This is a genomic window from Amycolatopsis sp. (assembly GCF_036008905.1).
In the GTDB taxonomy this organism is placed as follows: Bacteria; Actinomycetota; Actinomycetes; order Mycobacteriales; family Pseudonocardiaceae; genus Amycolatopsis.
The window spans coordinates 1-20,670 of record NZ_DASYMU010000012.1 but is presented as its reverse complement, the minus strand read 5'-3'; the positions used below and the strand labels follow the sequence as shown (position 1 = coordinate 20,670).

Here is a 20,670-nt window from a genome sequence, read left to right as displayed (position 1 = left end):
GATGCCGATGATCTCCGGGAACGTCAAGGAGGTGGAGTGGTCATCAAGATCAACCAGCGCGCGAAGCATCCGGTCCGCCGACGCGCGTGGCAAATACTCGAAGCGCCGATAGGCGATCAGCCGGACACCGGCGCCGCGGAGGCACTGGGGCCGAAGGTGCCCGACGACTCCACCGTCAACTTCGTGCTCGACCTGAGCCTGCGAATCGGTGAAGTGCAGATGTCGAGCGGCGCCGGCGCGTCCGACGTCACCGCGACGATCATCGCGCTGACCTCCGCACTCGGGCTGCCGCACTGCGAGGTCGACGTCATCTTCACCTCGATCACCGTGACCTGCCACCGCGGCACGGACATGGCTCCGGTGACGGCGCTGCGGGTGGTCCGCTCGCGCAGCCTCGACTACAGCAGGCTCAACGCGGCCGAAATGCTCGTGCAGCAGATCACGCGCGGCAACGTCAGCGCGGAGGAAGCCCAGACCCAGCTGCAGGAGATCACCACGGCACCGCATCCGTACCCGCGTTGGGTCGCGACGCTGGCCTGGGGTGGCCTGGCCGCGTTCATCACGCTGCTCCTCGGCGGCGGGCCGGACGTCGCCGCCGTCGCGTTCGTGATCAGCGCGGTCGTCGACAGGCTCGGCAGGCTGCTCAACCGCTTCGCGTTGCCGTTCTTCTTCCAGCAGGTGGTCGGCGGGCTCTTCGCGACGCTGTCCGCGATGTTCATCGTGAGCAGCGACTTGCTCACCACGGACAAGCCGACGCTGGTCGTCGCCGCCGCGGTCACCGTGCTGCTCTCAGGGCTGTCGACGGTTTCGGCGGTGCAGGACGCGATCACCGGGTACAACGTCACCGCGGCGGGTCGCACCATGGAGACCGTGCTGATGACCGCCGGCCTGATCTCCGGCGTGGTGCTCGCGTTGAAGATCGCCGTCCTGCTCGGCCTGGAACGCACCCCGCTGCCCGAAGTCCTCACCTCCACGCCGCAGCAGCTGCCGATCGTCGTGCTCGGCGGCGCGGGCGCGGCGGCGTGCTTCGCGCTGGCGTCCTACTCGGCCCTGCGCGCGTTGCTCGTCGCGGCGGTGGCGGGCGCGATTGGCGCTGCGGTCTACGGCGGCCTGGTGCTAGCCCAACTGGACGCCGTCAGCGCGTCCGCGATCGCCGCCACCCTCGTCGGTTTCTGCGGCGGTGTCCTGGCACGGAGGCTCAAGGTCACCCCGCTCGTCGTCGCCGTGTCCGGGATCACGCCCCTGTTGCCCGGTCTGTCCACCTACCGTGGCCTGTACCAGCTCGGTGTGGAGCCGGGCGGCAACATTTCGACCCTGATGACCGCCGTCGCGGTCGGACTTGCGCTGGCAGCGGGCGTGGTGCTCGGTGAATACCTCGCGCAACCGGTGCGCACCGGGCTCGGCAGGCTGGAACGCAAGCTGGCCGGACCACGCATGGCCGGGCCGCTCGAGCCTGCCGAACGACGCTTGGAGTAGCACGCGGGCCACCTGAACGCACGATAGTGTTCATGCTTGGGCCGCGACCCCAGAACGAGGGAGCAGCTGACGTGAACATGAGTTCTGAACCGGTTCGGAAACAGGCCGCGGATTTCGTCGTGGTGGCCAACCGGTTGCCGGTGGACCTCGACCGCTCCGCCGACGGCACCCAGAAGTGGACGGCCAGCCCCGGCGGGCTGGTTTCCGCACTCGAACCCTTCCTGCGGTCCCGCAAGGGCGCCTGGGTCGGGTGGCCGGGTGTCCCGGACGTGGACGTCGACGAGTTCGACGACGACGGGCTGGTTCTTCATCCGGTGACGCTGACGTCGGACGAGGTGAGCGACTACTACGAAGGCTTCTCCAACGCGTCGCTGTGGCCGCTGTACCACGACGTCGTCGCCCGGCCGGTGTTCGATCGCGGCTGGTGGGAAAGCTACGTCAAGGTCAACCACCGGTTCGCCGAGGCCAGCGCCGAGGTCGCCGCCAAGGGCGCCACCGTCTGGATCCAGGACTACCAGCTGCAGCTCGTGCCCGCGATGCTCCGCGAACTGCGCCCGGACCTGCGGATCGGCTTCTTCCTGCACATCCCGTTCCCACCGGTCGAGCTGTTCATGCAGCTGCCGTGGCGCGCGGAGATCATGCGCGGCCTGATCGGCGCCGACCTGGTCGGGTTCCACCGCCCGGGTGGCGCGCAGAACTTCCTCTGGCTCGCCCGGCAGCTCATCGGCCTCGAACCCAGCCGTGGCGCGGTCGGTGTCCGGTCGCGGCCGGGCATGGTGCAGGTCGGCGACCGCACGGTGCGCGTCGGCGCGTTCCCGATCTCGATCGACGCGGCCGGGCTCGACCAGCTGGCCCGCACGAAGGGTGTCGCGGACAGAGCCGCCCAGGTCCGCCGCGACCTCGGCAACCCGAAGACGGTGCTGCTCGGCGTCGACCGGCTCGACTACACCAAGGGCATCGACCTGCGGCTGCAGGCGCTCCACGAGCTGCTGCAGGAAGGCCGCGTCCAGCCCGAGGACGTCGCGTTCGTGCAGCTGGCGACACCGAGCCGCGAACGGGTCGAGCACTACCAGCGCATGCGCGGGGACATCGAGCAGATGGTCGGCCGCATCAACGGCGAATTTGCCCGCGTCGGCCACCCGGTCGTGCACTATTTGCACCAATCCGTGAACCGGACCGAACTGGCGGCCTTTTTCTCCGCCGCTGACGTTATGGTCGTCACCCCGCTCCGGGACGGCATGAACCTTGTCTGCAAGGAGTACGTCGCCTGCCGACACGACCTCGGAGGGGCACTCGTCCTGTCCGAATTCGCCGGAGCGGCCGCGGAATTGAGTAGTGCATTCCTGGTAAACCCGCATGATCTGGATGGGGTGAAGAACGCGTTGCTGGCAGCCATTACGCTCGACCCGGCTGAGGGCCGACGTAGGATGCGCGCCTTGCGTCGTCAGGTCCTCACGCACGATGTCGACCGGTGGGCGCGTTCGTTCCTGGAAGCGCTCGGTACCGAGCCTGCCCCCTGATCTCTGCCCCATTAACCCCAAGCACCCCATGCTCGCCCGATTAAAAGCTCCGAGGAGGAGTGTTGACCGCCGAGGCCTTGCCCGCCGAGCTACGCCGCGCGATCGTCCAGATCGCCCGTACTCCGCGCCTGCTGGTCGCCTGCGACTACGACGGAACGTTGGCTCCCATCACAGCCAACCCCGACGAAGCCCGGCCGCTGCCCGAATCGGTAGGTGCCCTGCGGTCACTCGCGGCCCTGCACGAAACCACCACAGCCGTGATCTCCGGCCGCGCCCTGCGCGACCTCGCGACGTTGTCCCGGCTGCCAGCCGAGGTGAACCTCGTCGGCAGCCACGGCTCGGAATTCGACATCGGCTTCATCCACGCGCTGGACGCGGACGCCCGCGAACTTCACCGGAAGCTGGAGTCCGAACTCGAACAGCTCGTCCTCGACGTGCCCGGTGTGTCGCTCGAAGTGAAGCCCGCGAGCATCGCGGTGCACGTCCGGCGTGCGGAGCACGAGGCCGGACGCAGAGTGCTGGCGACGGTGCACAACGGCCCCGCGCTCTGGCAGGGCGTCACGACGACCGACGGTAAAGAGGTCGTCGAGCTCGCTGTCGTCAAGACCGACAAGGGCAACGCGCTCGACACGCTGCGCCACCAGGCCGGTGCGACGGCGGCGATCTTCCTCGGCGACGACGTCACCGACGAGAAGGCGTTCGCGCGACTGTCCGGACCGGACCTCGGCGTCAAGGTCGGCGAGGGCGAAAGCCTTGCCACGTACCGGGTTCCGGACACGATCGACGTCGCGCTGGTGCTGGCGTTCATCCTGGAGGAGCGCCGCGGCTGGCTCTACGGCGAGCAGGCACCGCCCATCGAGCGGCTGTCGATGCTGGCCAACGAGCGTTCCGTCGCGCTGCTGACGCCCGACGCGCGGCTGACCTGGCTCTGTCACCCCGGCCCCGACGCGCCCGCGGTTTTCGCGGATCTGCTCGGCGGTCTCGGTGCCGGTCACTTCACCATCAAGCCGCACCGCAACGGCCTCCCGCTCGGCCAGCGGTACCTGCCGAACACGATGACCGTCGAGACCCGCTGGTCCCGGCTGCTCGTGACGGACTACCTCGAGCCGGAAAGCCCGCCGCACCGTACTGATCTGGTGCGCGTGATCTCCGGTGAGGCCTCGGCTTCCGTGGTGTTCGCGCCGCGTCCGGAGTTCGGCGGCGTGCCTGTCCGGCTGCTGGCGGAAGCCGACGGCCTGAAGGTGCTCGGCACCTCCGAGCCGATCGTGCTGCGCGCGCCCGGCGTGCGCTGGGAAATCACGAACGACGGCCTGAACGACACGGCCACCGCGCTCGTACAGCCGACGCCCGACAACCCCGTGGTGCTGGAACTTCGTTGTGGCACCACGGAACTGGACCAGCACGAACTGTCCGAAGTGGACCGGCGGGCCCGTGCGGGCGAGTACTGGAGCAGCTGGGCGACCACGCTCAAGCTGCCCACGGTCCAGCACGACCTCATCGTCCGCTCGGCGTTGACGCTGCGCGGCCTGGTGAACACCGACACCGGTGGCGTGCTCGCCGCGGCGACGTCGTCGCTGCCCGAGGAGATCGGTGGCGTCCGCAACTGGGACTACCGGTACTGCTGGATCCGCGACGCGTCGATGACCGTGCGCGAGCTGGCGCACCTGGGTTCGACCGAAGAGGCCGAGGGCTACCTGCGCTGGCTGCACGGCGTGCTCGCGACGTTGGCGGGCCCCGAGCGGCTCCACCCGCTGTACACCCTGGCCGGCAGCGTCATCGGCGCCGAAGCCGTCATCGAGTCGCTGCCCGGTTACGCCGGTTCGCGGCCCGTGCGCGTCGGCAACCTGGCGAACCACCAGGTCCAGCTGGACGTGTTCGGCCCGGTCGTCGAGCTGGTCAAGACGCTGGCCGAGGCCCGTGGCGAACTGCGTGACGAGGACTGGCAGATGGTCCGCGCGATGGCCGAGGCCGTCACGCGCCGCTGGTCCGAGCCCGACCACGGCATCTGGGAAGAGCGGCACGTCCCGCGGCACCGCGTGTACTCGCGCGTCATGTGCTGGGTGACCATCGACCGCGCCGTCACCCTCGGCGAGGTCTACGGCCGCGAGATCCCCGGCAACTGGCCCGGCCTGCGCGACGCCATCAAGGCGGACGTGCTGGAACACGGCTGGAACGACGAGGTCCAGGCCTTCACCACCGCCTACGACGGCACCGACCTGGACGCCGCGTCGCTCTTCGTCGGCCTCACCGGCCTGATCGACCCGAGCGACGAGCGTTTCCAGTCGACCGTGACGGCGATCGAGGCGGAGCTGCGCAGCGGCTCGACGGTGTACCGCTACCGCCGCGACGACGGCCTGCCCGGCGGTGAAGGCGGCTTCCACATCTGCGCCGCCTGGCTCGTCGAGGCGTACCTGCTCACCGGACGCCGCAACGAGGCGCAGGAGCTGTTCGACCAGCTCGTCGCCGCCTGCGGCCCGACCGGGCTCCTGCCCGAGCAGTACGACCCGATCGCGGAACGCTCACTGGGCAACCACCCGCAGGCGTACTCGCACATCGGCCTCATCCGCTGCGCAAACCTGCTCTCGCAATAACTTTCGAACATAAAGGGAGGGCACTTTCTCGCGAAAGTGCCCTCCCTTTTTCACGCCACTCGTGAGTGGCAATAAGTGTTAGAACACTCGTAAACACTCACGACCCCCGCAACCACCACCTGGGCTAGCCGCCGGCGACCGAAGGAATGATCATCACCTCCGCTTGGGGTGCCAGTTCCGTCGAAAGGCCGGACAGCCGGCGGCACTCTTCGCCGTCGACGTAGAAGTTCACATAGCGCCGGAGCACCCCGCTTTCGTCGCGGAGCCGCCGCTCCAAAGCGGGATGCCGCGAGCCGACGACGTCCAGCACGGCGCCCAGCGTCTGCCCATCGACGTCGAGCGAGGCCGCGCCGCCGGCGAGTTCTCGCAGCATGGCGGGCAAAACGAGATGGGCCATCTAGATCACCGCGGCACGCACGCAGAACACGTCCGGCAGGTGTTCGGCGACCGAATGCCAGGAATCGCCTTCGTCCGGGCTGCCCCAGACCTCGCCGGAGCGTGAGCCGAAGTAGATACCGGCCGGGTCGGCGTCGTCCGCGCACATGGCGTCCCGCATGACCGCGGAGAAGAAGCCGCCCTCGGGCAATCCGTTGCTCAGACCAGTCCACGTCTCGCCCGCGTCCTCGCTGCGGTACACGCGGCAACGGCCCTCCGGTGGGAAGCGGAGGGCGTCGGCGACCAGCGGGAAGTTGTAGATGACGTCCGGGCGGCGCGGATGGCTGAGCATGGCGAAGCCGAAGTCACCAGGAAGCCCACCGGCGATCGACTTCCAGGTCGCCGTGTCGTCGTCACTGCGGTAGACGCCGCCGTGGTTCTGCAGGAAGTAGCGCTCGGGCCGGGCGGCGTTCATCGCCACCTTGTGCACGCATTGGCCGTACTCGGGGAACTCTCCTGGCAGGAAGTCCGCGGTGACACCGTGGTTGGCCGGGTTCCAGCTCGCACCGCCGTCCTCGGTGCGGTAGACCCCGCCGGTCGACATCGCGACGGTGACCTTCTTCGCGTCCGTCGGGTGCGGGATGACCGTGTGGATCATCATTCCGCCACCACCGGGCGTCCAGTTCGCGCGGTGGGGGTGGTCCCAGAGCGCTCGTTCCAGCTCGAACGTCCGGCCACCGTCGACCGACCGGAACAACGCCGACGGTTCGACCCCCGCGTAGACGACGCCTTCCCGGGGCACGATCTGCCAGACGCCCTCCAGCGCCGCGCCCGTGTCCGCGGGGAACGCGATCGGCGCGTGGTCCGGCTCGTCCCAGGTGACGCCCAGGTCGTCGCTCGTGACCAGGGTCGGGCCGAAATGCTCGTTGGTGACGGCCGCGAACAGGCGTGGCGACGAGCCCGAGGTGTCGATCGCCACCGCGTGCACATCGGTCATCGGGAACTGCGGTTCGGACAGCTCCCAGCTCCGCCGCCCGTCCCGGCTCCTGGCGAGCCAGAGCCCCTTGCGCGTGCCGATCGCCAGTAAGACGTCCACCTCGTACCTCCCGTTCGATGTGTTCCAGGTCACCCCGCACGGTACGCCGGGGGTCCGACAAATCCGGCTTGCGGCCTCCGGGTCAGCTGGTCGCGTCCAGTGATTCTTTGACGAAGAAGATCTTGTCCGACAACGGTTTCCGCTTGTTTGCGGACCTCAGGAAAGTCAGCTACCTTACTCGACTGGATAACATTTTGATCACGAGGACGTTTTCCGCATGAAGCTCAGAATCGTCGCCGGTGTGGCCGTGGCGGTGCTCTTGGCCGCCGGTGCCACGGTGTTGCTCACCACCGAGACGCCATCGCCGCCGGAGACCTCGGTCGCCCTCAGCAGCGCTGACTTGCTCGCGCCGCCGTCGCTGACGCCGCCCGCCACCGCGCCGACATCGACCAGCGCGTCTCCGACACCGGCACCGAGCAGCAGCGTCCCGACGACGCCCCCGCCTGCGAGCACCACCGCGCCGAAGATGACCACCGAGCCGCCCGCTCCCAAAGCGGAAGCCTCCCCGAACGCGTCCGGCCCGATCACCTTCTACGCCGCCGCCGACAACGACCCGGCAGGCAGCCGGGAAATCGCTTTCCCCGGCCTGCACCGCGAAGCTGGCGGCACCGGCACGTTCGCCGACCCGCTGACCTTCGCCGCGGCGAAGGGCGTCTTCAAGCCCGGCACCAAGGTCTACGTCCCGGACGTCCAGCGGTACTTCATCCTCGAAGACAGCTGCGCCACCTGCTCCGGTTCCCATATCGACCTGTGGGCCGGTCCCGCCGTCGACAGCGGCGTGATCCGCTGCGAAGAAGCGCTCACCCGCAGCGGCGCGCGGCCGTACCAGGTAAATCCTCCGGCTGGGCTCCCTGTCGTGGCAGGCGATCTCTACCGCGGCGGAAAGTGCTACCAGGCTTAGGTGGCCGTCACCGCGTTCCCGGTGCCGGTCCTGCCGGACATTTCCGCTGGTCAGGCAGGGGTCGTGAGTGGCAACAAGTGTTCTAACACTCGTAGCCACTCACGAGCTTGGTTATTCGGCGGGTTCCGCGTCCGCGGGCACCCTGGCGAGTTCCTCGATCATGGCCGCGCCCAGCTGTCCCGCGTAGTACGCCGACCCGCAACCGAGGATCTTGACCCGGCGGATTCCGCGCAGTTCCCGGGGATCGAGCCCGAGACCGTCCAGCCTCGCGGTGCCGAGCCGCGCGTCCAGCCTGCCCAGCAACGCCCGGCCGACGGCTTCGGGCTGCTCCTGGATTTCCTTGTCCATGTAGTCGGAAAATCCACCGAGCTCGAATCCGTGGCGCTCTGGTCCACAGTGGTCGGTGCCCGATCGGTACGCCGGGAATCGACCGTGCTCGTGTGGTACTCCCCCCGCGCGGACCATCGCGACTTCGCCGTCCTCCAGGTAGACGACCTGGCGCGTGTGCAGCACCAACGCGGAGACGTCCGAGGCGACGAACATCTCGCCCTCACCGAGTCCGAGCACGATGGGACTTCCGTTGCGCGCGGCGACAAGCTCGTCCGGACGCTGTGCGTCGAGCACGACGACCTCGGCCGCGATGAGGCGGGCGAGTACCTCACTGTCCGTTTCGGACGCGAGGACCACGCCCTGTTCGACGAGCTGAGTCGTAACCCCGGTATTCCAACCGGCGCAAACCCTCCAGCAGCACCGGAACCGCGTCCCGATGGCCGATGTAACCCACGAGTCCACACATTTCGGTGTCCTTTCAGGACTTATACGGCGGTGAGGACCCTCGCGAGCTTCGGCTCGGGCCGCGCCGGACCGCCGGGCAGGAGACTGGGCCGGCGGCGGGCGCCAAGGTCTTCCGCCCAGCCGAAAGCCACTACCGCGATGACGATCAGGACGACACCGGTACCGGCGAGCGCCGCCTGGGAGTTCCAGGCGAACATGCCCACCACGGGCACGGCCACGGCGAGCGCGATGCTGTGCCAGAGGAAGATCGTCAGCACCCGGGCGTCGATCACGGTGACGAGCCGCCCGAGTACCGGAGCCCGGCCCAGCCAGTCGAGACTCGGCGAGAACCGCAGCACGAGAAGGACCGCACCGGCACAAACCAGTGCCTGACTCAGCGGGCTGCCGCCGGGGTCGAACGGGCCGGATGCCTGCGTCAGCGCCCGCCAGCTGCCCGTACTGATGGCGGCCGCGCTGAGCACAGCGACGACGAGCGGATGGATCCGCCGGAGCGTGCCTTCCCGATGCGCCAGGCCCAGCAACCAGCAGGCGCCGAAGGTGCAGAAGTCGATCAACGCCTCGCCGATCGGCCCCAGGTCCCGCAGCGGCGACCCGAGCAGCGTGTCGCCGGCGATCAGCGCGAGCGGAGCCAGGAAGGTCAGGACCGCCGATCGTCGCAGCGCCCGCAGCAGCAACGGCGTGAGCAGCACGAACCACAGCGACGCGCGGACGTACCAGAGCACCACCGACGCGTCGGCGCCCCACGAGCTGACCTGCGGGTCGAGCGCGGGGAACGCCCACAGCACCAGCTGCGGCCAGTCCAGCGGGTTGTCCGGGTCGACGATCCAGCCCTTGATGAGCATCAACGGGATCATGATGATCCCGAGCAGCCACAGTGACGGCAGGAGCCGGCGGATACCGTGCCCGATCGCGTCGATCGCCGGGATCAGGTTGAGCGAGCGCGCCAGGTACGAAGCGCTGAGGGCGAACAGCATGCCCAGCGACGGAAACGTGAGACTCAGCCAGCCCCAGCCGGTGGAACGGCCGAGTACGACGCCGATCAGCGCGAACACGGCCAGCAACGCCAACCAGTGTTCCGGCGCCGCGGGCGGCTCGACCTTCGACACAGCGGTCTGCTTAGGACTGTCCTCTGTGGACAGTTTTGTCATGCTGGAAAGCGTGACGACCGGCGCGCTGCGCTTCGCCCGTGCCGACACCGGTTCGGGCTCGGCGCGGAGCATCGAGTCGAGCGCCCCGATGCGGCGCATCCGCTGCCAGCGCACCCGGACCCCGGAGACCGCCGAGCCCAGCGACTGGCCGAGCACGACGTACATCAGTTGCCGGTAAATCAGCTGCTGCGCGGGCATGAGCCACAGCGGCCCCAGCGGTTCGCCGTCCGTCCGGAAGGCGAACGCGGCGCCCGCGGTCTGGATCAGCATCACCGAAAGCCAGAGCACGAGCGTGGTTCCGGGGTCGAGGAAGAACAGGCCGTAGACGAAGAAGACGTCGATCAGCGGAGCCGTGATCGGCAGCAGGATCTGGAACGCGATGATGTGCAGCAGCCCGAACCGGCCCATCCGCCCGGCCGCGCCGCGTTCGACGATCGCGCGGCGGTGCTTCCACACCGACTGCATGGTCCCGTAGGTCCACCGGTAGCGCTGCTGCCAGAGCTGCCGGACGGTGACCGGCGCTTCGGTCCACGCGATCGCCTTGTCGACGTAGACCATGCGCCAGCCGGCGCGGCCGATGGCGATGGTCAGATCGGTGTCCTCGGCGAGCGTTTCCTGGCTCACCCCGCCGACGTCGAGCAGCACGGTGCGCCGGAACGCGCCGGCGGCGCCGGGGATCGTGCACATCGAGCCCATCAGGTCGTGCACCCGCCTGTCGACGTTGAAGCCGACCACGTATTCGATGTGCTGCAGGCGCGTCAGGAAGGTGTCACGGTTCGCGATCTTCACGTTCCCCGACACCGCGCCGATCTTGACGTCGGCGAACGGCTGGACGAGCAGGCGCACGGTGTCGCGCTCGAAGATGGTGTCACCGTCGACCATGACGATCAGTTCGTGGCCGGCATGGGCGATACCGGTGTTCAACGCGGTCGCCTTGCCGCCGTTGGGTTGCCGGATCACGCGCACCCTGTCGAGACCGAGCGCTTCGACGAGATCGGCCGTGCCGTCGGTCGACCCGTCGTCGACGACGATGACCTCGAGCGGATGGTCGTTCGCCAGTATCGAGCGGATGGCGACCTCGATATTGGCCTTTTCGTTGTACGCCGGGACGATCACCGTCACCGGGTCGGTCACTTCGTCACCCCAGCGCCAATCCGCGGCGCGACGGCGTTTGGCGTGCCGGTACGCGGTCACGACCATCAGCAGCAGCCGCACCACCACCAGCGCGCCGACGATGAGCAGGATCCATTGCAGTGCCTCGACAACGCCCAGTGAAACGGCGACAACGCCAAGCAACACCTTGCCGGAGAGCGCGTCGCTGGAGCTCGCGGGCTGCCCGGCGGGCGCCATGCCGACCGACGCAGTGACCGTGGTGAACCGGTAACCGTCCTTCTGCAGCTGGGGAATCAGCTTGTCCAGCGCCGCGACCGTCTGCGAGCGGTCACCGCCGGAGTCGTGCATGAGAACGACCGAGCCCTTGCCCGCGGGCGGGGTCGAATTGCGCACGATCGCGTCGACGCCGGGCCGCTCCCAGTCCTCGCTGTCGGAGTCGGTGAACACGCTCACGTAGCCGCGCTGACCCGCTTCGAGCACGGTGCGGTAGCCGAGGTCGTCGATGGCGCCGGTGGACGAGGAGAACGGCGGCCGGAAGAGGTAGCTCGTCACGCCCGCGGCGCCGGCGAGGGCGAGCTGAGTCTGGTCGAGCTCGCGATCCATCCGCCACTGGGGCACCTCGACCAGGTCGGGATGGGTGAACGTGTGGTGCGCGAGTTCGGAACCGGAGTCGTGGATCGCGTGGATGAGTTCGGGATGGCTGGTCGCCCGCGAACCGACGACGAAGAACGTGCCCTGCGCGTTGTACTTGCGGAGGATCGACAGGATCTGCGGGGTCCACGTCGGGTCCGGGCCGTCGTCGAAGGTCAGCGCGATGGTCTTGTCCGGCAGGTGCCGGGTGGTCACCGGCAGCTGGGTCGCGTCGACCACGGCGCCGCCTTCGACGACGTCGAGCGGAACCGTGGAATCGCCGACGGAGGTGTGCGCCAGGTTGTCGCTCACGATGCCCGCGCTCGCCAGTCCGGCGATCACCAGCATCACCGCCAGCACGGCCGTCACGACGAAGGCGAAGATCCAGGGCAGCCGGATCCGGAACCGGCGGCGCTTACGCTCGCTCATGTCAGGGTCCGACGCTCGGGTCCGGCAGCGGCGGCGTCACGGAAACCACGGTCATGGGCGGCTCGACGGGCGGCTCCACCGGCGGCTCGACCGGAGGATCAACCGAGGGCTCGGGCGTCTCCACCGGAGGGTCCGACGTGACGGGCGGCGCGGGGTCGGTCGTCACGTCGATCCGTGGTGTCCCGGTGCCGTCGGGAGCCGGCGTACCGACACCTCCCTGGACCCCGCTCGGTGCGGCCTGACCCACCGGCGAAACCGGCTGCCCGAACATGCCCGGCGGGGTTGACGGCCCCGGCAGCGCGCCGGGCTGGGCCACGTTGTTCCCTGCTCCACTGGGCAACGGCAGCCTGCCGGGTTGCCCCGGCGCCGACGTCGTGTCGGCGCCGTCGGGCGCGTCGGCCGCGGTGCCGTTCCCGGTCACGGCTTCGTCGTTCTCCGGCTCGGAAATGCCGATCAGGCGCGGAAAAGCGGTCAAAGGCCGCTCGGAAAGCAGCAGTCCCGCTCCGGCGATGAACGCGATACTGAGCACGGCCAGAACCGCGGCCGACACCCGCATCCACACCCGGCGATGCCCGCGGACGTCGACGAACACCGGCCGGACAACGGCGGGTTCGTCGGCCGGGGATTCCTGTCCGTCATTCACGGCCGGGGGTGCATCGCGAAGACTTTGGGACATGACAACCTTTCCGAGTGTCAGGTGAAGCGGATTCCCGGCATTACCCGACGGGAGCAAATAACGAGATCTACGGTGCTGGTGTTTATTTCCTTGAATCCAGTGAAAGAATGACGGCATCACGAGCCGTGATGTTCACCGTACATCTCAAAAGTGTTGCTGCCGAACGGTTTCTAACCGCTCATCTACCTACTCGCGAGAGTCTCCATGATCGTTACACTGACCACGCGAAGAAATTTATATCGAAGCCGAACGAGTAAATTCGTAATCGACCTGCGACACACCGCTGCATACCGGACTGGCCTCCGCAAGCCCGGGACAGCTCCCATTGTCACGAGACAGTGACCACAGGCCGAGGAAGCCGATTCGGTGCGCACGCGCGTAATCACCGACAGCACGGGCATCGTCCAAAGTGGTCACGACGCCGGTGTCGTTGCGGCCCGCCATGAGCGTCAGCCCAAGCCGGCGATAGGCGTCTTGTCTTCCCTGTGACCAGATTTCTTCGATCTGATCGGTCACGGACTCCGCTGCGTCAAGCAATGACTTCCGCCAGTCACCTTCATCCGGGAAGTTCATCACCATCGCGTTGACGGTGACATCGATTTCCCGCTCCGCCAAGGCTGCCAGGAGTGAAATACTCGACCGCGCGAGTCCGCGCCGGGCGTCTTCGACGATCGCGGTGACCGTCAGTGACACACCGAGTTCACTGTGGACAGTGGCCATCGCGTCGGCCACGACCGCGACCGGGATCCCGGCTTCGACGTCGACCTCGAGCCGGTCGGCGCCGGTGACCGAAAGCGTGGTGCGGTACGCCGCGGCCAATTCGGCGGCCGTGGCGCAGGTGTTCTCCAGATAACTACCTTTCGCACCACCGGTCGCCACCGTTACTTCACCACCCGCACCGCGCACCGCGGCGATATCGGCCAGCAAGGCGGAATTCCCGATCTTCAAGGTGCCACCCCACGCCGGTTCGCACCGGGACCCCGAGGCGAGCGCGAAAGCGAGCACAAAACGACGAGCCGGGATAGCCGCCATCGCGTCGGCGAGCGGCGGATGGACGGCGGTGACATCTACATAGGGCGTGAACAGGATCGGCTCGGCAGGCACGGGCTCCGTAGTGGGCTCGGCAGGCGTGGGCTCGACCGTCGCCGGCCGCGGGTCCGCGGGGGTACAAGCGGACAAGGCGAGGGCGCACAGCACGATACGAGCCATCCGCCTTGCCAGATTCACACCGGACCAATCGGTGAACTGGTACGAAACGTTAAAGCAGATGGCCTAACCGTTACCTGGCCGCACCCGATCGTGGTTTAACGGGCGGCGCTGGCGGCGTTGAGGGCGCTCGCGACGTCCCCGACTTCGAGCACCCGGATGCCGTCCGGCAGCTTCCCCGAATCCGGCGGTACCAGCGCATGCGTGAAGCCGAGCCGCGCGGCCTCGGCCAACCGACGCCCGACCCCCGCCACTCGCCGGACCTCACCCGCCAGCCCGACTTCGCCCACCGACACCAGCCGCGGCGACAGCGCCACGCCCTCGACGGAAGAAGCTATCGCCAGTACCAGCGCGAGATCGATGGCGGGCTCGGTGATCTTCATGCCACCGACCGTCGCGGTATAGACGTCTTTATCGCCGAGCTTCAGCCCGCCGCGCTTCTCCAGCACGGCCAGCACCATCGCGACCCGGGACGAGTCGAGCCCGCTCACGGCCCGCCTGGGCTGCGGCATGGCCGACTGCGAGACCAGGGCCTGCACTTCGCCGAGCAGCGGCCGCTTTCCTTCCACCGCGACCGTGATGGCCGTCCCGGAGACCGGCTCGGAAGTACGGTTCATGAACAGCCCCGACGGATCGGCCACCCCGACGATGCCGTCTTCGCGCAGTTCGAAGCAGCCGACCTCGTCCGCCGCGCCGAACCTGTTTTTCACCCCGCGCAGCATGCGCAACGTCGAGTGCTTGTCCCCCTCGAACTGCAGGACGACGTCGACCAGGTGCTCGAGCACCCGCGGGCCCGCGACCGAACCGTCCTTGGTCACGTGACCGACCAGGATCACCGGCAGCCCGCGCTCCTTGGCCATCGTGATGAGCCCGGAGGCCACCGCCCGGACCTGGGTGACCCCACCGGGCGCGCCGTCGACGAGCGGGGACGCCATCGTCTGCACGGAGTCGACGATCAGCACCCCGGGCTCCACGGCGTCGACATGACCGAAGATGGCGGACAGATCGCTCTCGGCGGCGAGGTACATCCGGTCGTGGACATTGGCGGTGCGCTCGGCCCGCAACCGCACCTGGCCCGCGGACTCCTCGCCCGTGATGTAAAGGGAACGCCCCGCCGTCGCCGCCCACTGGTAGGCGACCTCGAGCAGCAGCGTGGACTTGCCGACGCCGGGCTCACCGGCGAGCAGGATCACCGCGCCCGGGACGAGCCCGGCACCGAGCACCCTGTCCAGTTCCGAAACACCCGTCGGCCGCGCCCTGGCGGCCTCGATGTCGACCTGGCCGATGGGCCGAGCCGGGGAATTAGGGGCGCCGGCGACGATCCTGGCTATCGCCGGGCGGGAGTCACCGCGTTCTTCGAGCGTGCCCCACGCCTGGCATTCGGGGCACCGGCCGACCCATTTGACGGCTTCGTACCCGCACTCGCCGCAGCGATAGTTGACGCCCTTCTTGACCACTACGCGAGGCTAGCGGCGAGGTACGACAAAACCGGTCAGTGCCCGGCCTTGGGGGCTTCAGCCTCGGCGGGAGCGCCTTCACGGACGTGCTCGGGAGCCTCGACCGGCAGATCGAAGGTGACCGGGCCGGCGTTGCGGAAGGTGAACGTCACCCGGATCGTCTGGCCGGGCCACACCGGGCGCTTGAGGTCGCGCAGGACGATGGTGGCCTTGCCGACCTCGAGCGGCGTGGCCGAGGACGTCGTGGCCGGCGCGGACGGCGACGTGGTGACTGTCGACGACTTCGAGCCAGGGGTCGACGTGGGCGACGACGAGCTGGTCGTCGGTGAGGTCGTGGTCGGCGACGGCGTGACGGACACGGAGTCCTCGCCGGTGGCGCCGGTCTGCTCCGACGGGCTGACGACGAGCGAGTTCCTGGCCACGACGAGCTTCGAGCCCTGGATGTCGACACCGCCCGCGGCGTCGGTGGCCACGGCGACGAGTTCGTCGTCGGTGCCACCGGTGTTGACGATGGTGAGCTTCAGTGCGGCCGACGAACCTTGGGCGTAAGCCTTCTTGTTCGGCGGGTACTGGAGCACGGCGTCACGGATGAACACCGTGTTGGCCTGCGCGTATGCCCCGTTGACCGCCGGCTCCTGGCTGGCGGTCTGGGTCAGTTGCCCGGCTCCGCAGCCGGCGAGCACCAGTGCGGCGCCCAGCGCCAGCACGGTAGAGCCGAGCACGCGACGATTCTGCAGCCTCACGTCCGAGTCCTTCCGAGCTTTTGTCGCCAGATCACCGCGAACACTAGCTCGCGTGGCACCCGCCGCGTGGCGCGACCCCGCCCCAAGGTTGATCACCGTCAAGATCAACCGTCCACAGTGGATTCGATGATCGCCGCCGAAACCTTTTGCCCTTACCTGCATGAGCATGGCCTTCTCGCGTTTGTCAACCCCGTCCGAGCCGCGAAAGGGCCGCTGACCTGCGACGACGGATCCGGGCCACTAGGTGCCCCTCGGCGCGCCGTGATAGGATGGTGCTAGCGAAAGGGGCAGAGGACACATGGTTTTCAAGGTCGGAGAGACCGTCGTCTACCCGCATCACGGTGCCGCACTCATCGAAGCCATCGAGACCCGCGTGATCAAGGGTGAGGAAAAGAAGTACCTCGTCCTCAAAGTCGCGCAAGGGGATCTCACGGTTCGCGTGCCCGCTGACAACGCCGAAATCGTAGGCGTACGCGATGTCGTCGGGCAAGAAGGACTGGACAAGGTTTTCGACGTACTGCGCGCTCCCCACACCGAAGAGCCCACGAACTGGTCTCGTCGGTATAAGGCCAACCTCGAGAAACTCGCCTCCGGCGATGTCAACAAGGTGGCCGAAGTGGTGCGGGACCTCTGGCGGCGAGAGAAGGACCGTGGGCTATCCGCCGGCGAGAAGCGCATGCTGGCCAAGGCCCGGCAAATCCTGGTGAGCGAGCTGGCGCTTGCCGAGGGCACCGACGAGGACAAGGCAGAAGTTCTCCTCGACGAAGTTCTGGAAACCGCAGCGGTTTAACCCTTCCGGTGGAATCGAATACCGCCAGGGAACGAACACGACGGTGAAGATCGTCGCGCTCGTCACCGCTGACAATCATGGCGCCGGCGAAATCTCCGCGCTCTCGCCGGTTCATGGTGAGCCTTTACTGACGCACGCCGTGCGCGGGTTGCTCGACTCCGGATACGTGGATCTGGTGGTCGTGGCGACTCCCGCATGGCGTGTTGTCATGTCCGCCGACGCTTTGCGCCCTCTCGCCGAACCCCGGGTCCGGATCGTGGCCGCGGAATCGGTCCACCAGACCCTGAGCGCGTTGGCGCCGGCCGTCTTTTTAGTACACGACGCCGCGCGTGCATTCACCCCTCCCGAGGTGATCCGCGCCGTGGCCGACGCCGTTCGCGCAGGTGCGCGGGCCGTCGTGCCGGTGCTGCCGATGGCGGACACCGTCAAGCTCGTCGACGCCGACGGTGTGATCCTCGGCACCCAGGACAGGGAGCTGCTGCGGACAGCGCAGACCCCGCTGGGCTTCGCCGCCGACGCGCTGCTCACCGCCGTCGCGTCGGGCGAGACCGATCTGCTCACCGCGTCCGGCGAGCAGATTCACACCGTCGAGGGACACCCGAACGCGATGCGGATCGAAACCCCGTTCGAACTGACACTGGCTGAGGCCGCGGCGAACGCGGGCCGGCACAAGGAGATTTTGTGAGGATCGGCAACGGCGTCGACGTCCACCCCATCGAAGCCGGGCGCGACTGCTGGATCGCCGGTCTGAACTGGCCTGGCGTCGACGGCTGCGCGGGCCACTCCGACGGCGACGTCGCCGCGCACGCCCTGTGCGACGCGCTGCTCTCGGCCGCCGGGCTCGGCGACCTCGGGGCGGTCTTCGGCACCGGCGACCCGCGCTGGGCGGGCGCGCACGGCGCGGAACTGCTCGCCGAGGTCCGCCGCCGCATCGAAGCCGACGGCTGGCGGCTCGGCAACGCCACCGTCCAGATCATCGGCAACGCACCGCGCGTCGGGAAACGGCGTGAAGAGGCGCAGCGGGTGCTCAGCGAAGCCACCGGCGGGCCGGTGAGCGTCGCGGGCACGACGTCGGACGGCCTCGGTCTCACCGGACGCGGCGAAGGCATCGCCGCCATCGCGACGGCGCTGCTCCTGCGTGCCGAATGACCACGGCGAAGCCTTGATCCCACGAGCCGATGCCGAGATGACATTTGTCGTCGGCGCTCGCGAGTGGAGATACGAGGAGCCTGGTTGGCGTCCGGTGGCGCTGGGTGTTGCAGCTGAGGTGCCGTATTTGTGGTCTGCGCGAAGTCTTGTCGTCCTGCCCGTGGACTCGGCGGATGAGCCTGAGGTGCTTCGTGTCGATGAAGACCTGCTGCTCGTCTTTCGGGTCGAAGCCGGTTGGCTGCTGGTTTGTGAGACCTCGATTCGGCTCGTCGTGGACGGGCATGAGAGTTCCCGTGTCGAGATCGGCGAGGTCGTCGAACACGCGACATGGAACGGCGGCGAGTTGACGGTTCATGACGCACGGGGGCGCGAATGCCGAATCCGCGTGGACGAAACCCGTCTCACAATCACCGGTAACGCTGCTGATGGTTTAAACCATTAGCCCACCCGTGCCCACCACCACCCTCAACGGAGACGCTCCGCGTCCGAATACAATCCAGCCTTGTGACGATCAAGGCTGTGTTGTTCGACTTCTCCGGCACCTTGTTCCGCCTCGAGCAGGACGAGACCTGGCTGGCCGACCTGACCGACACCGACGGCGACGGCCTCGACATCGAGGCGCAGACAGAGCTGATGCGGCGGATGACGGCGCCGGTCGGCCAGGTCGTCGAACTCGACGACGAGCACAAGTACGCCTGGGAGAACCGCGACCTCGACCCGGTGCTGCACCGGAAGGTCTACCTCGAGGTCCTCAAGCAGTCGGGCGTGCCGCATGCGGACCAGGCGCGGGCGCTTTACGACCGGCTGATCACGCCCGGCCAGTGGACGCCGTACCCGGACACCGAGGCCGCGCTCAAGACGTGCGCGGACAAGGGCCTGCGCGTCGGTGTGCTGAGCAACATCGCCTTCGACATCCGCCCGGCGTTCACCGCCCGCGGCTGGGACGCCTACGTCGACGAGTTCGTCCTGTCGTTCGAGGTGGGAGCGATCAAGCCGGACCCGGAGATCTTCCGGGTCGCGCTCGGCAAGCTCGGGTTCACCGGCGAAGAGACGCTCATGATCGGCGACAGCGACGAGGCCGACGGCGGCGCCAGGGCCCTGGGCTGCGAGTTTGCCCTGGTCGACCCGCTGCCGACCCCCAAGCGGCCCGACGGACTGCTGGCCGCGTTACGCCAATATGGGGTTCTCTAGCTCCTTCTCGCTGATCCCCGCGGTTGACAAACAGCACCGACTTAACCGGCCGTGCGACCTCGCTCACGCGCAACCCGTACCATTTCGGGGTGGTCCTACACCTATATGACACGGCGTCCAGAGGCGTGCGGGAGTTTCAGCCCGCTCGTAGTGGAACGGCGTCGATCTACGTGTGTGGGGCGACCGTGCAGGGTGTACCGCATATCGGGCACGTCCGCGGGGCGCTGAACTACGACGTGCTGCGCCGGTGGCTTGTCCACAATGGACTCGACGTGCTGCTCGTGCGCAACGTCACCGACATCGACGACAAGATCCTCGACAAGGCCGAGCAGGCCGGTCGTCCCTGGTGGGAGTGGGCCGCGACGCACGAGCGCGCCTTCGAGGACGCGTACGACGCGCTTGGCTGCCTGCCGCCGTCCATCTCGCCGCGCGCGACAGGTCATGTCACGCAGATGATCGAGCTGATGCAGCGGCTCATCGACACCGGGCACGCCTACATCGCCGAGGGCGACGTCTACTTCTCGGTCAAGTCGTTCGACGGCTACGGCGAGCTCTCCGGCCACCGGCTCGACGACGTCCAGCAGGGCGAGACGCCCACGCGCGGCAAGCTCGACCACCGCGACTTCACGCTGTGGAAGAGCGCCAAGCCCGGCGAGCCCTCATGGCCGACGCCGTGGGGCAACGGGCGGCCGGGCTGGCACCTGGAGTGCTCCGCGATGGCGACGGCGTACCTCGGCAGCGAGTTCGACATCCACGGCGGCGGCGTCGACCTGGTGTTCCCGCACCACGAGAACGAGCGCGCCCAGTCGAACGCCGCCGGCGACGCGTTCGCGCGGTACTGGATGCACGTGGCCTGGGTGACGATGTCCGGCGAGAAGATGTCGAAGTCACTCGGCAACACCGTGCTGATCCCGGAGATGCTGCGCAACTACCGCGCGCCCGAGCTGCGGTACTACCTGATCCAGCCGCACTACCGCTCGACGATCGAGTACTCCGACGGCGCGCTTTCCGAGGCGGCGACGGGCTACCAGCGGATCGAGCAGTTCCTGCGCCGGACGGCGGGCCAGGCCGGCGCGGTCGAGATCGGCAAGGTGCCCGACGAGTTCGCCGCGGCACTCGATGACGACCTCGCCACGCCGCAGGCGTTCGCCGTGCTGCACAACACGGTCCGCGAAGGTAACACCGCGCTCGACGCGGCCGACACACACAAGGCACTCGAAGTCGCCGCCACCGTGCGCGCGATGGTCGACGTGCTCGGTCTCGACCCGCTCTCCGCGCGCTGGTCGGACGCCGGCGGCTCCGAGGCACCGGTGCGCCAGGCACTCGACGGCCTGGTCAAGGGCCTGCTCACGGAACGTCAGCAGGCTCGCGCCGCCAAGGACTT

The 20,670-nt window shown here is 68.2% G+C and carries 18 protein-coding genes and 1 pseudogene; 10 read left to right on the top strand and 9 right to left on the bottom strand.

Annotation, left to right across the window (positions count from 1 at the left end; genetic code table 11):
* Positions 1-36 precede the first annotated feature (36 nt).
* The 3 genes from VGP60_RS01905 to otsB all read left to right on the top strand — a co-directional run bounded on the left by VGP60_RS01905 (position 37) and on the right by otsB (position 5,587).
* Positions 37-1,476, top strand: coding sequence for a threonine/serine ThrE exporter family protein (locus VGP60_RS01905; RefSeq protein ID WP_327546061.1), 1,440 nt, complete (start codon positions 37-39; stop codon positions 1,474-1,476).
* A 77-nt stretch (positions 1,477-1,553) separates the two neighbouring features.
* Positions 1,554-2,996, top strand: a complete 1,443-nt coding sequence (locus tag VGP60_RS01900; protein WP_327546060.1) for a trehalose-6-phosphate synthase — start codon at positions 1,554-1,556, stop codon at positions 2,994-2,996.
* 62 nt (positions 2,997-3,058) lie between these two features.
* Complete coding sequence (gene otsB, locus VGP60_RS01895) at positions 3,059-5,587, top strand: trehalose-phosphatase (protein ID WP_327546059.1); 2,529 nt, start codon at positions 3,059-3,061, stop codon at positions 5,585-5,587.
* 124 nt (positions 5,588-5,711) lie between these two features.
* On the opposite strand, the gene VGP60_RS01890 is transcribed toward otsB, so the two are convergent.
* From VGP60_RS01890 to VGP60_RS01880, 3 genes are all read right to left on the bottom strand, one after another.
* Complete coding sequence (locus VGP60_RS01890; RefSeq protein ID WP_327546058.1) at positions 5,712-5,984, bottom strand: MoaD/ThiS family protein; 273 nt, start codon at positions 5,982-5,984, stop codon at positions 5,712-5,714.
* Positions 5,985-7,058 carry an exo-alpha-sialidase gene (locus tag VGP60_RS01885; protein ID WP_327546057.1) on the bottom strand — a complete coding sequence of 358 codons (1,074 nt, stop codon included), beginning with the start codon at positions 7,056-7,058 and terminating at the stop codon, positions 5,985-5,987. It lies immediately after the preceding gene.
* Between the two features lie 198 nt (positions 7,059-7,256).
* A complete protein-coding gene (locus VGP60_RS01880) occupies positions 7,257-7,532 on the bottom strand; it encodes a hypothetical protein (protein WP_327546056.1) in 276 nt (91 codons plus the stop codon).
* Between VGP60_RS01880 and VGP60_RS01875 the strand changes: the two genes are divergently transcribed.
* Positions 7,525-7,959 carry a hypothetical protein gene (locus VGP60_RS01875; RefSeq protein WP_327546055.1) on the top strand — a complete coding sequence of 145 codons (435 nt, stop codon included), beginning with the start codon at positions 7,525-7,527 and terminating at the stop codon, positions 7,957-7,959. The genes VGP60_RS01880 and VGP60_RS01875 overlap by 8 nt on opposite strands.
* 117 nt (positions 7,960-8,076) lie before the next feature.
* Here the strand turns inward: VGP60_RS01875 and VGP60_RS01870 are convergent.
* The 6 genes and pseudogenes from VGP60_RS01870 to VGP60_RS01845 form a co-directional block, all read right to left on the bottom strand.
* Positions 8,077-8,755 (bottom strand): annotated as a pseudogene (locus tag VGP60_RS01870) (hypothetical protein); the annotation flags it as partial.
* Positions 8,756-8,774: 19 nt separating this feature from the next.
* Complete coding sequence (locus VGP60_RS01865) at positions 8,775-12,074, bottom strand: glycosyltransferase (protein ID WP_327546054.1); 3,300 nt, start codon at positions 12,072-12,074, stop codon at positions 8,775-8,777.
* Position 12,075: 1 nt separating this feature from the next.
* A complete protein-coding gene (locus VGP60_RS01860; protein ID WP_327546053.1) occupies positions 12,076-12,717 on the bottom strand; it encodes a hypothetical protein in 642 nt (213 codons plus the stop codon).
* Between the two features lie 267 nt (positions 12,718-12,984).
* Entirely contained in the window at positions 12,985-13,854 is an 870-nt protein-coding gene (locus tag VGP60_RS01855; RefSeq protein WP_327546052.1) for a carbohydrate-binding protein CenC, read from the bottom strand.
* Positions 13,855-14,054: 200 nt separating this feature from the next.
* Positions 14,055-15,413: a DNA repair protein RadA gene (radA, locus tag VGP60_RS01850; protein ID WP_327546051.1), complete on the bottom strand. Its 1,359-nt coding sequence runs from the start codon at positions 15,411-15,413 to the stop codon at positions 14,055-14,057.
* 35 nt (positions 15,414-15,448) lie between these two features.
* Complete coding sequence (locus VGP60_RS01845) at positions 15,449-16,156, bottom strand: hypothetical protein (protein ID WP_327546050.1); 708 nt, start codon at positions 16,154-16,156, stop codon at positions 15,449-15,451.
* Between the two features lie 298 nt (positions 16,157-16,454).
* On the opposite strand from VGP60_RS01845, the gene VGP60_RS01840 reads away from it, so the two are divergent.
* The 6 genes from VGP60_RS01840 to cysS all read left to right on the top strand — a co-directional run.
* Complete coding sequence (locus VGP60_RS01840) at positions 16,455-16,946, top strand: CarD family transcriptional regulator (RefSeq protein WP_005165253.1); 492 nt, start codon at positions 16,455-16,457, stop codon at positions 16,944-16,946.
* 43 nt (positions 16,947-16,989) lie between these two features.
* On the top strand, positions 16,990-17,631 hold the full coding sequence (locus tag VGP60_RS01835) for an IspD/TarI family cytidylyltransferase (protein ID WP_327546049.1): 642 nt from the start codon (positions 16,990-16,992) through the stop codon (positions 17,629-17,631).
* On the top strand, positions 17,628-18,095 hold the full coding sequence (gene ispF / locus VGP60_RS01830; protein WP_327546048.1) for a 2-C-methyl-D-erythritol 2,4-cyclodiphosphate synthase: 468 nt from the start codon (positions 17,628-17,630) through the stop codon (positions 18,093-18,095). Before VGP60_RS01835 ends, ispF begins: the two co-directional genes overlap by 4 nt.
* A gap of 37 nt (positions 18,096-18,132) precedes the next feature.
* Positions 18,133-18,537 (top strand): hypothetical protein, encoded by a 405-nt coding sequence (locus tag VGP60_RS01825; protein WP_327546047.1) that lies wholly within the window; start codon positions 18,133-18,135, stop codon positions 18,535-18,537.
* A 62-nt stretch (positions 18,538-18,599) separates the two neighbouring features.
* Positions 18,600-19,286 (top strand): HAD-IA family hydrolase, encoded by a 687-nt coding sequence (locus tag VGP60_RS01820; protein ID WP_327546046.1) that lies wholly within the window; start codon positions 18,600-18,602, stop codon positions 19,284-19,286.
* An 89-nt stretch (positions 19,287-19,375) separates the two neighbouring features.
* Positions 19,376-20,670, top strand: a 1,295-nt coding sequence (gene cysS / locus VGP60_RS01815) for a cysteine--tRNA ligase (protein WP_327546045.1), incomplete at its 3' end; no start/stop codon positions are given.

What these genes read in the sequence shown, in the direction of transcription:
- VGP60_RS01890 (WP_327546058.1), bottom strand. Translation starts at nt 5,984, where the DNA reads ATGGCCCATCTCGTTTTGCCCGCCATGCTGCGAGAACTCGCCGGCGGC.
- VGP60_RS01875 (WP_327546055.1), top strand. Translation starts at nt 7,525, where the DNA reads ATGACCACCGAGCCGCCCGCTCCCAAAGCGGAAGCCTCCCCGAACGCG.
- VGP60_RS01900 (WP_327546060.1), top strand. Translation starts at nt 1,554, where the DNA reads ATGAGTTCTGAACCGGTTCGGAAACAGGCCGCGGATTTCGTCGTGGTG.
- VGP60_RS01825 (WP_327546047.1), top strand. Translation starts at nt 18,133, where the DNA reads ATGACATTTGTCGTCGGCGCTCGCGAGTGGAGATACGAGGAGCCTGGT.
- VGP60_RS01865 (WP_327546054.1), bottom strand. Translation starts at nt 12,074, where the DNA reads ATGAGCGAGCGTAAGCGCCGCCGGTTCCGGATCCGGCTGCCCTGGATC.
- VGP60_RS01840 (WP_005165253.1), top strand. Translation starts at nt 16,455, where the DNA reads ATGGTTTTCAAGGTCGGAGAGACCGTCGTCTACCCGCATCACGGTGCC.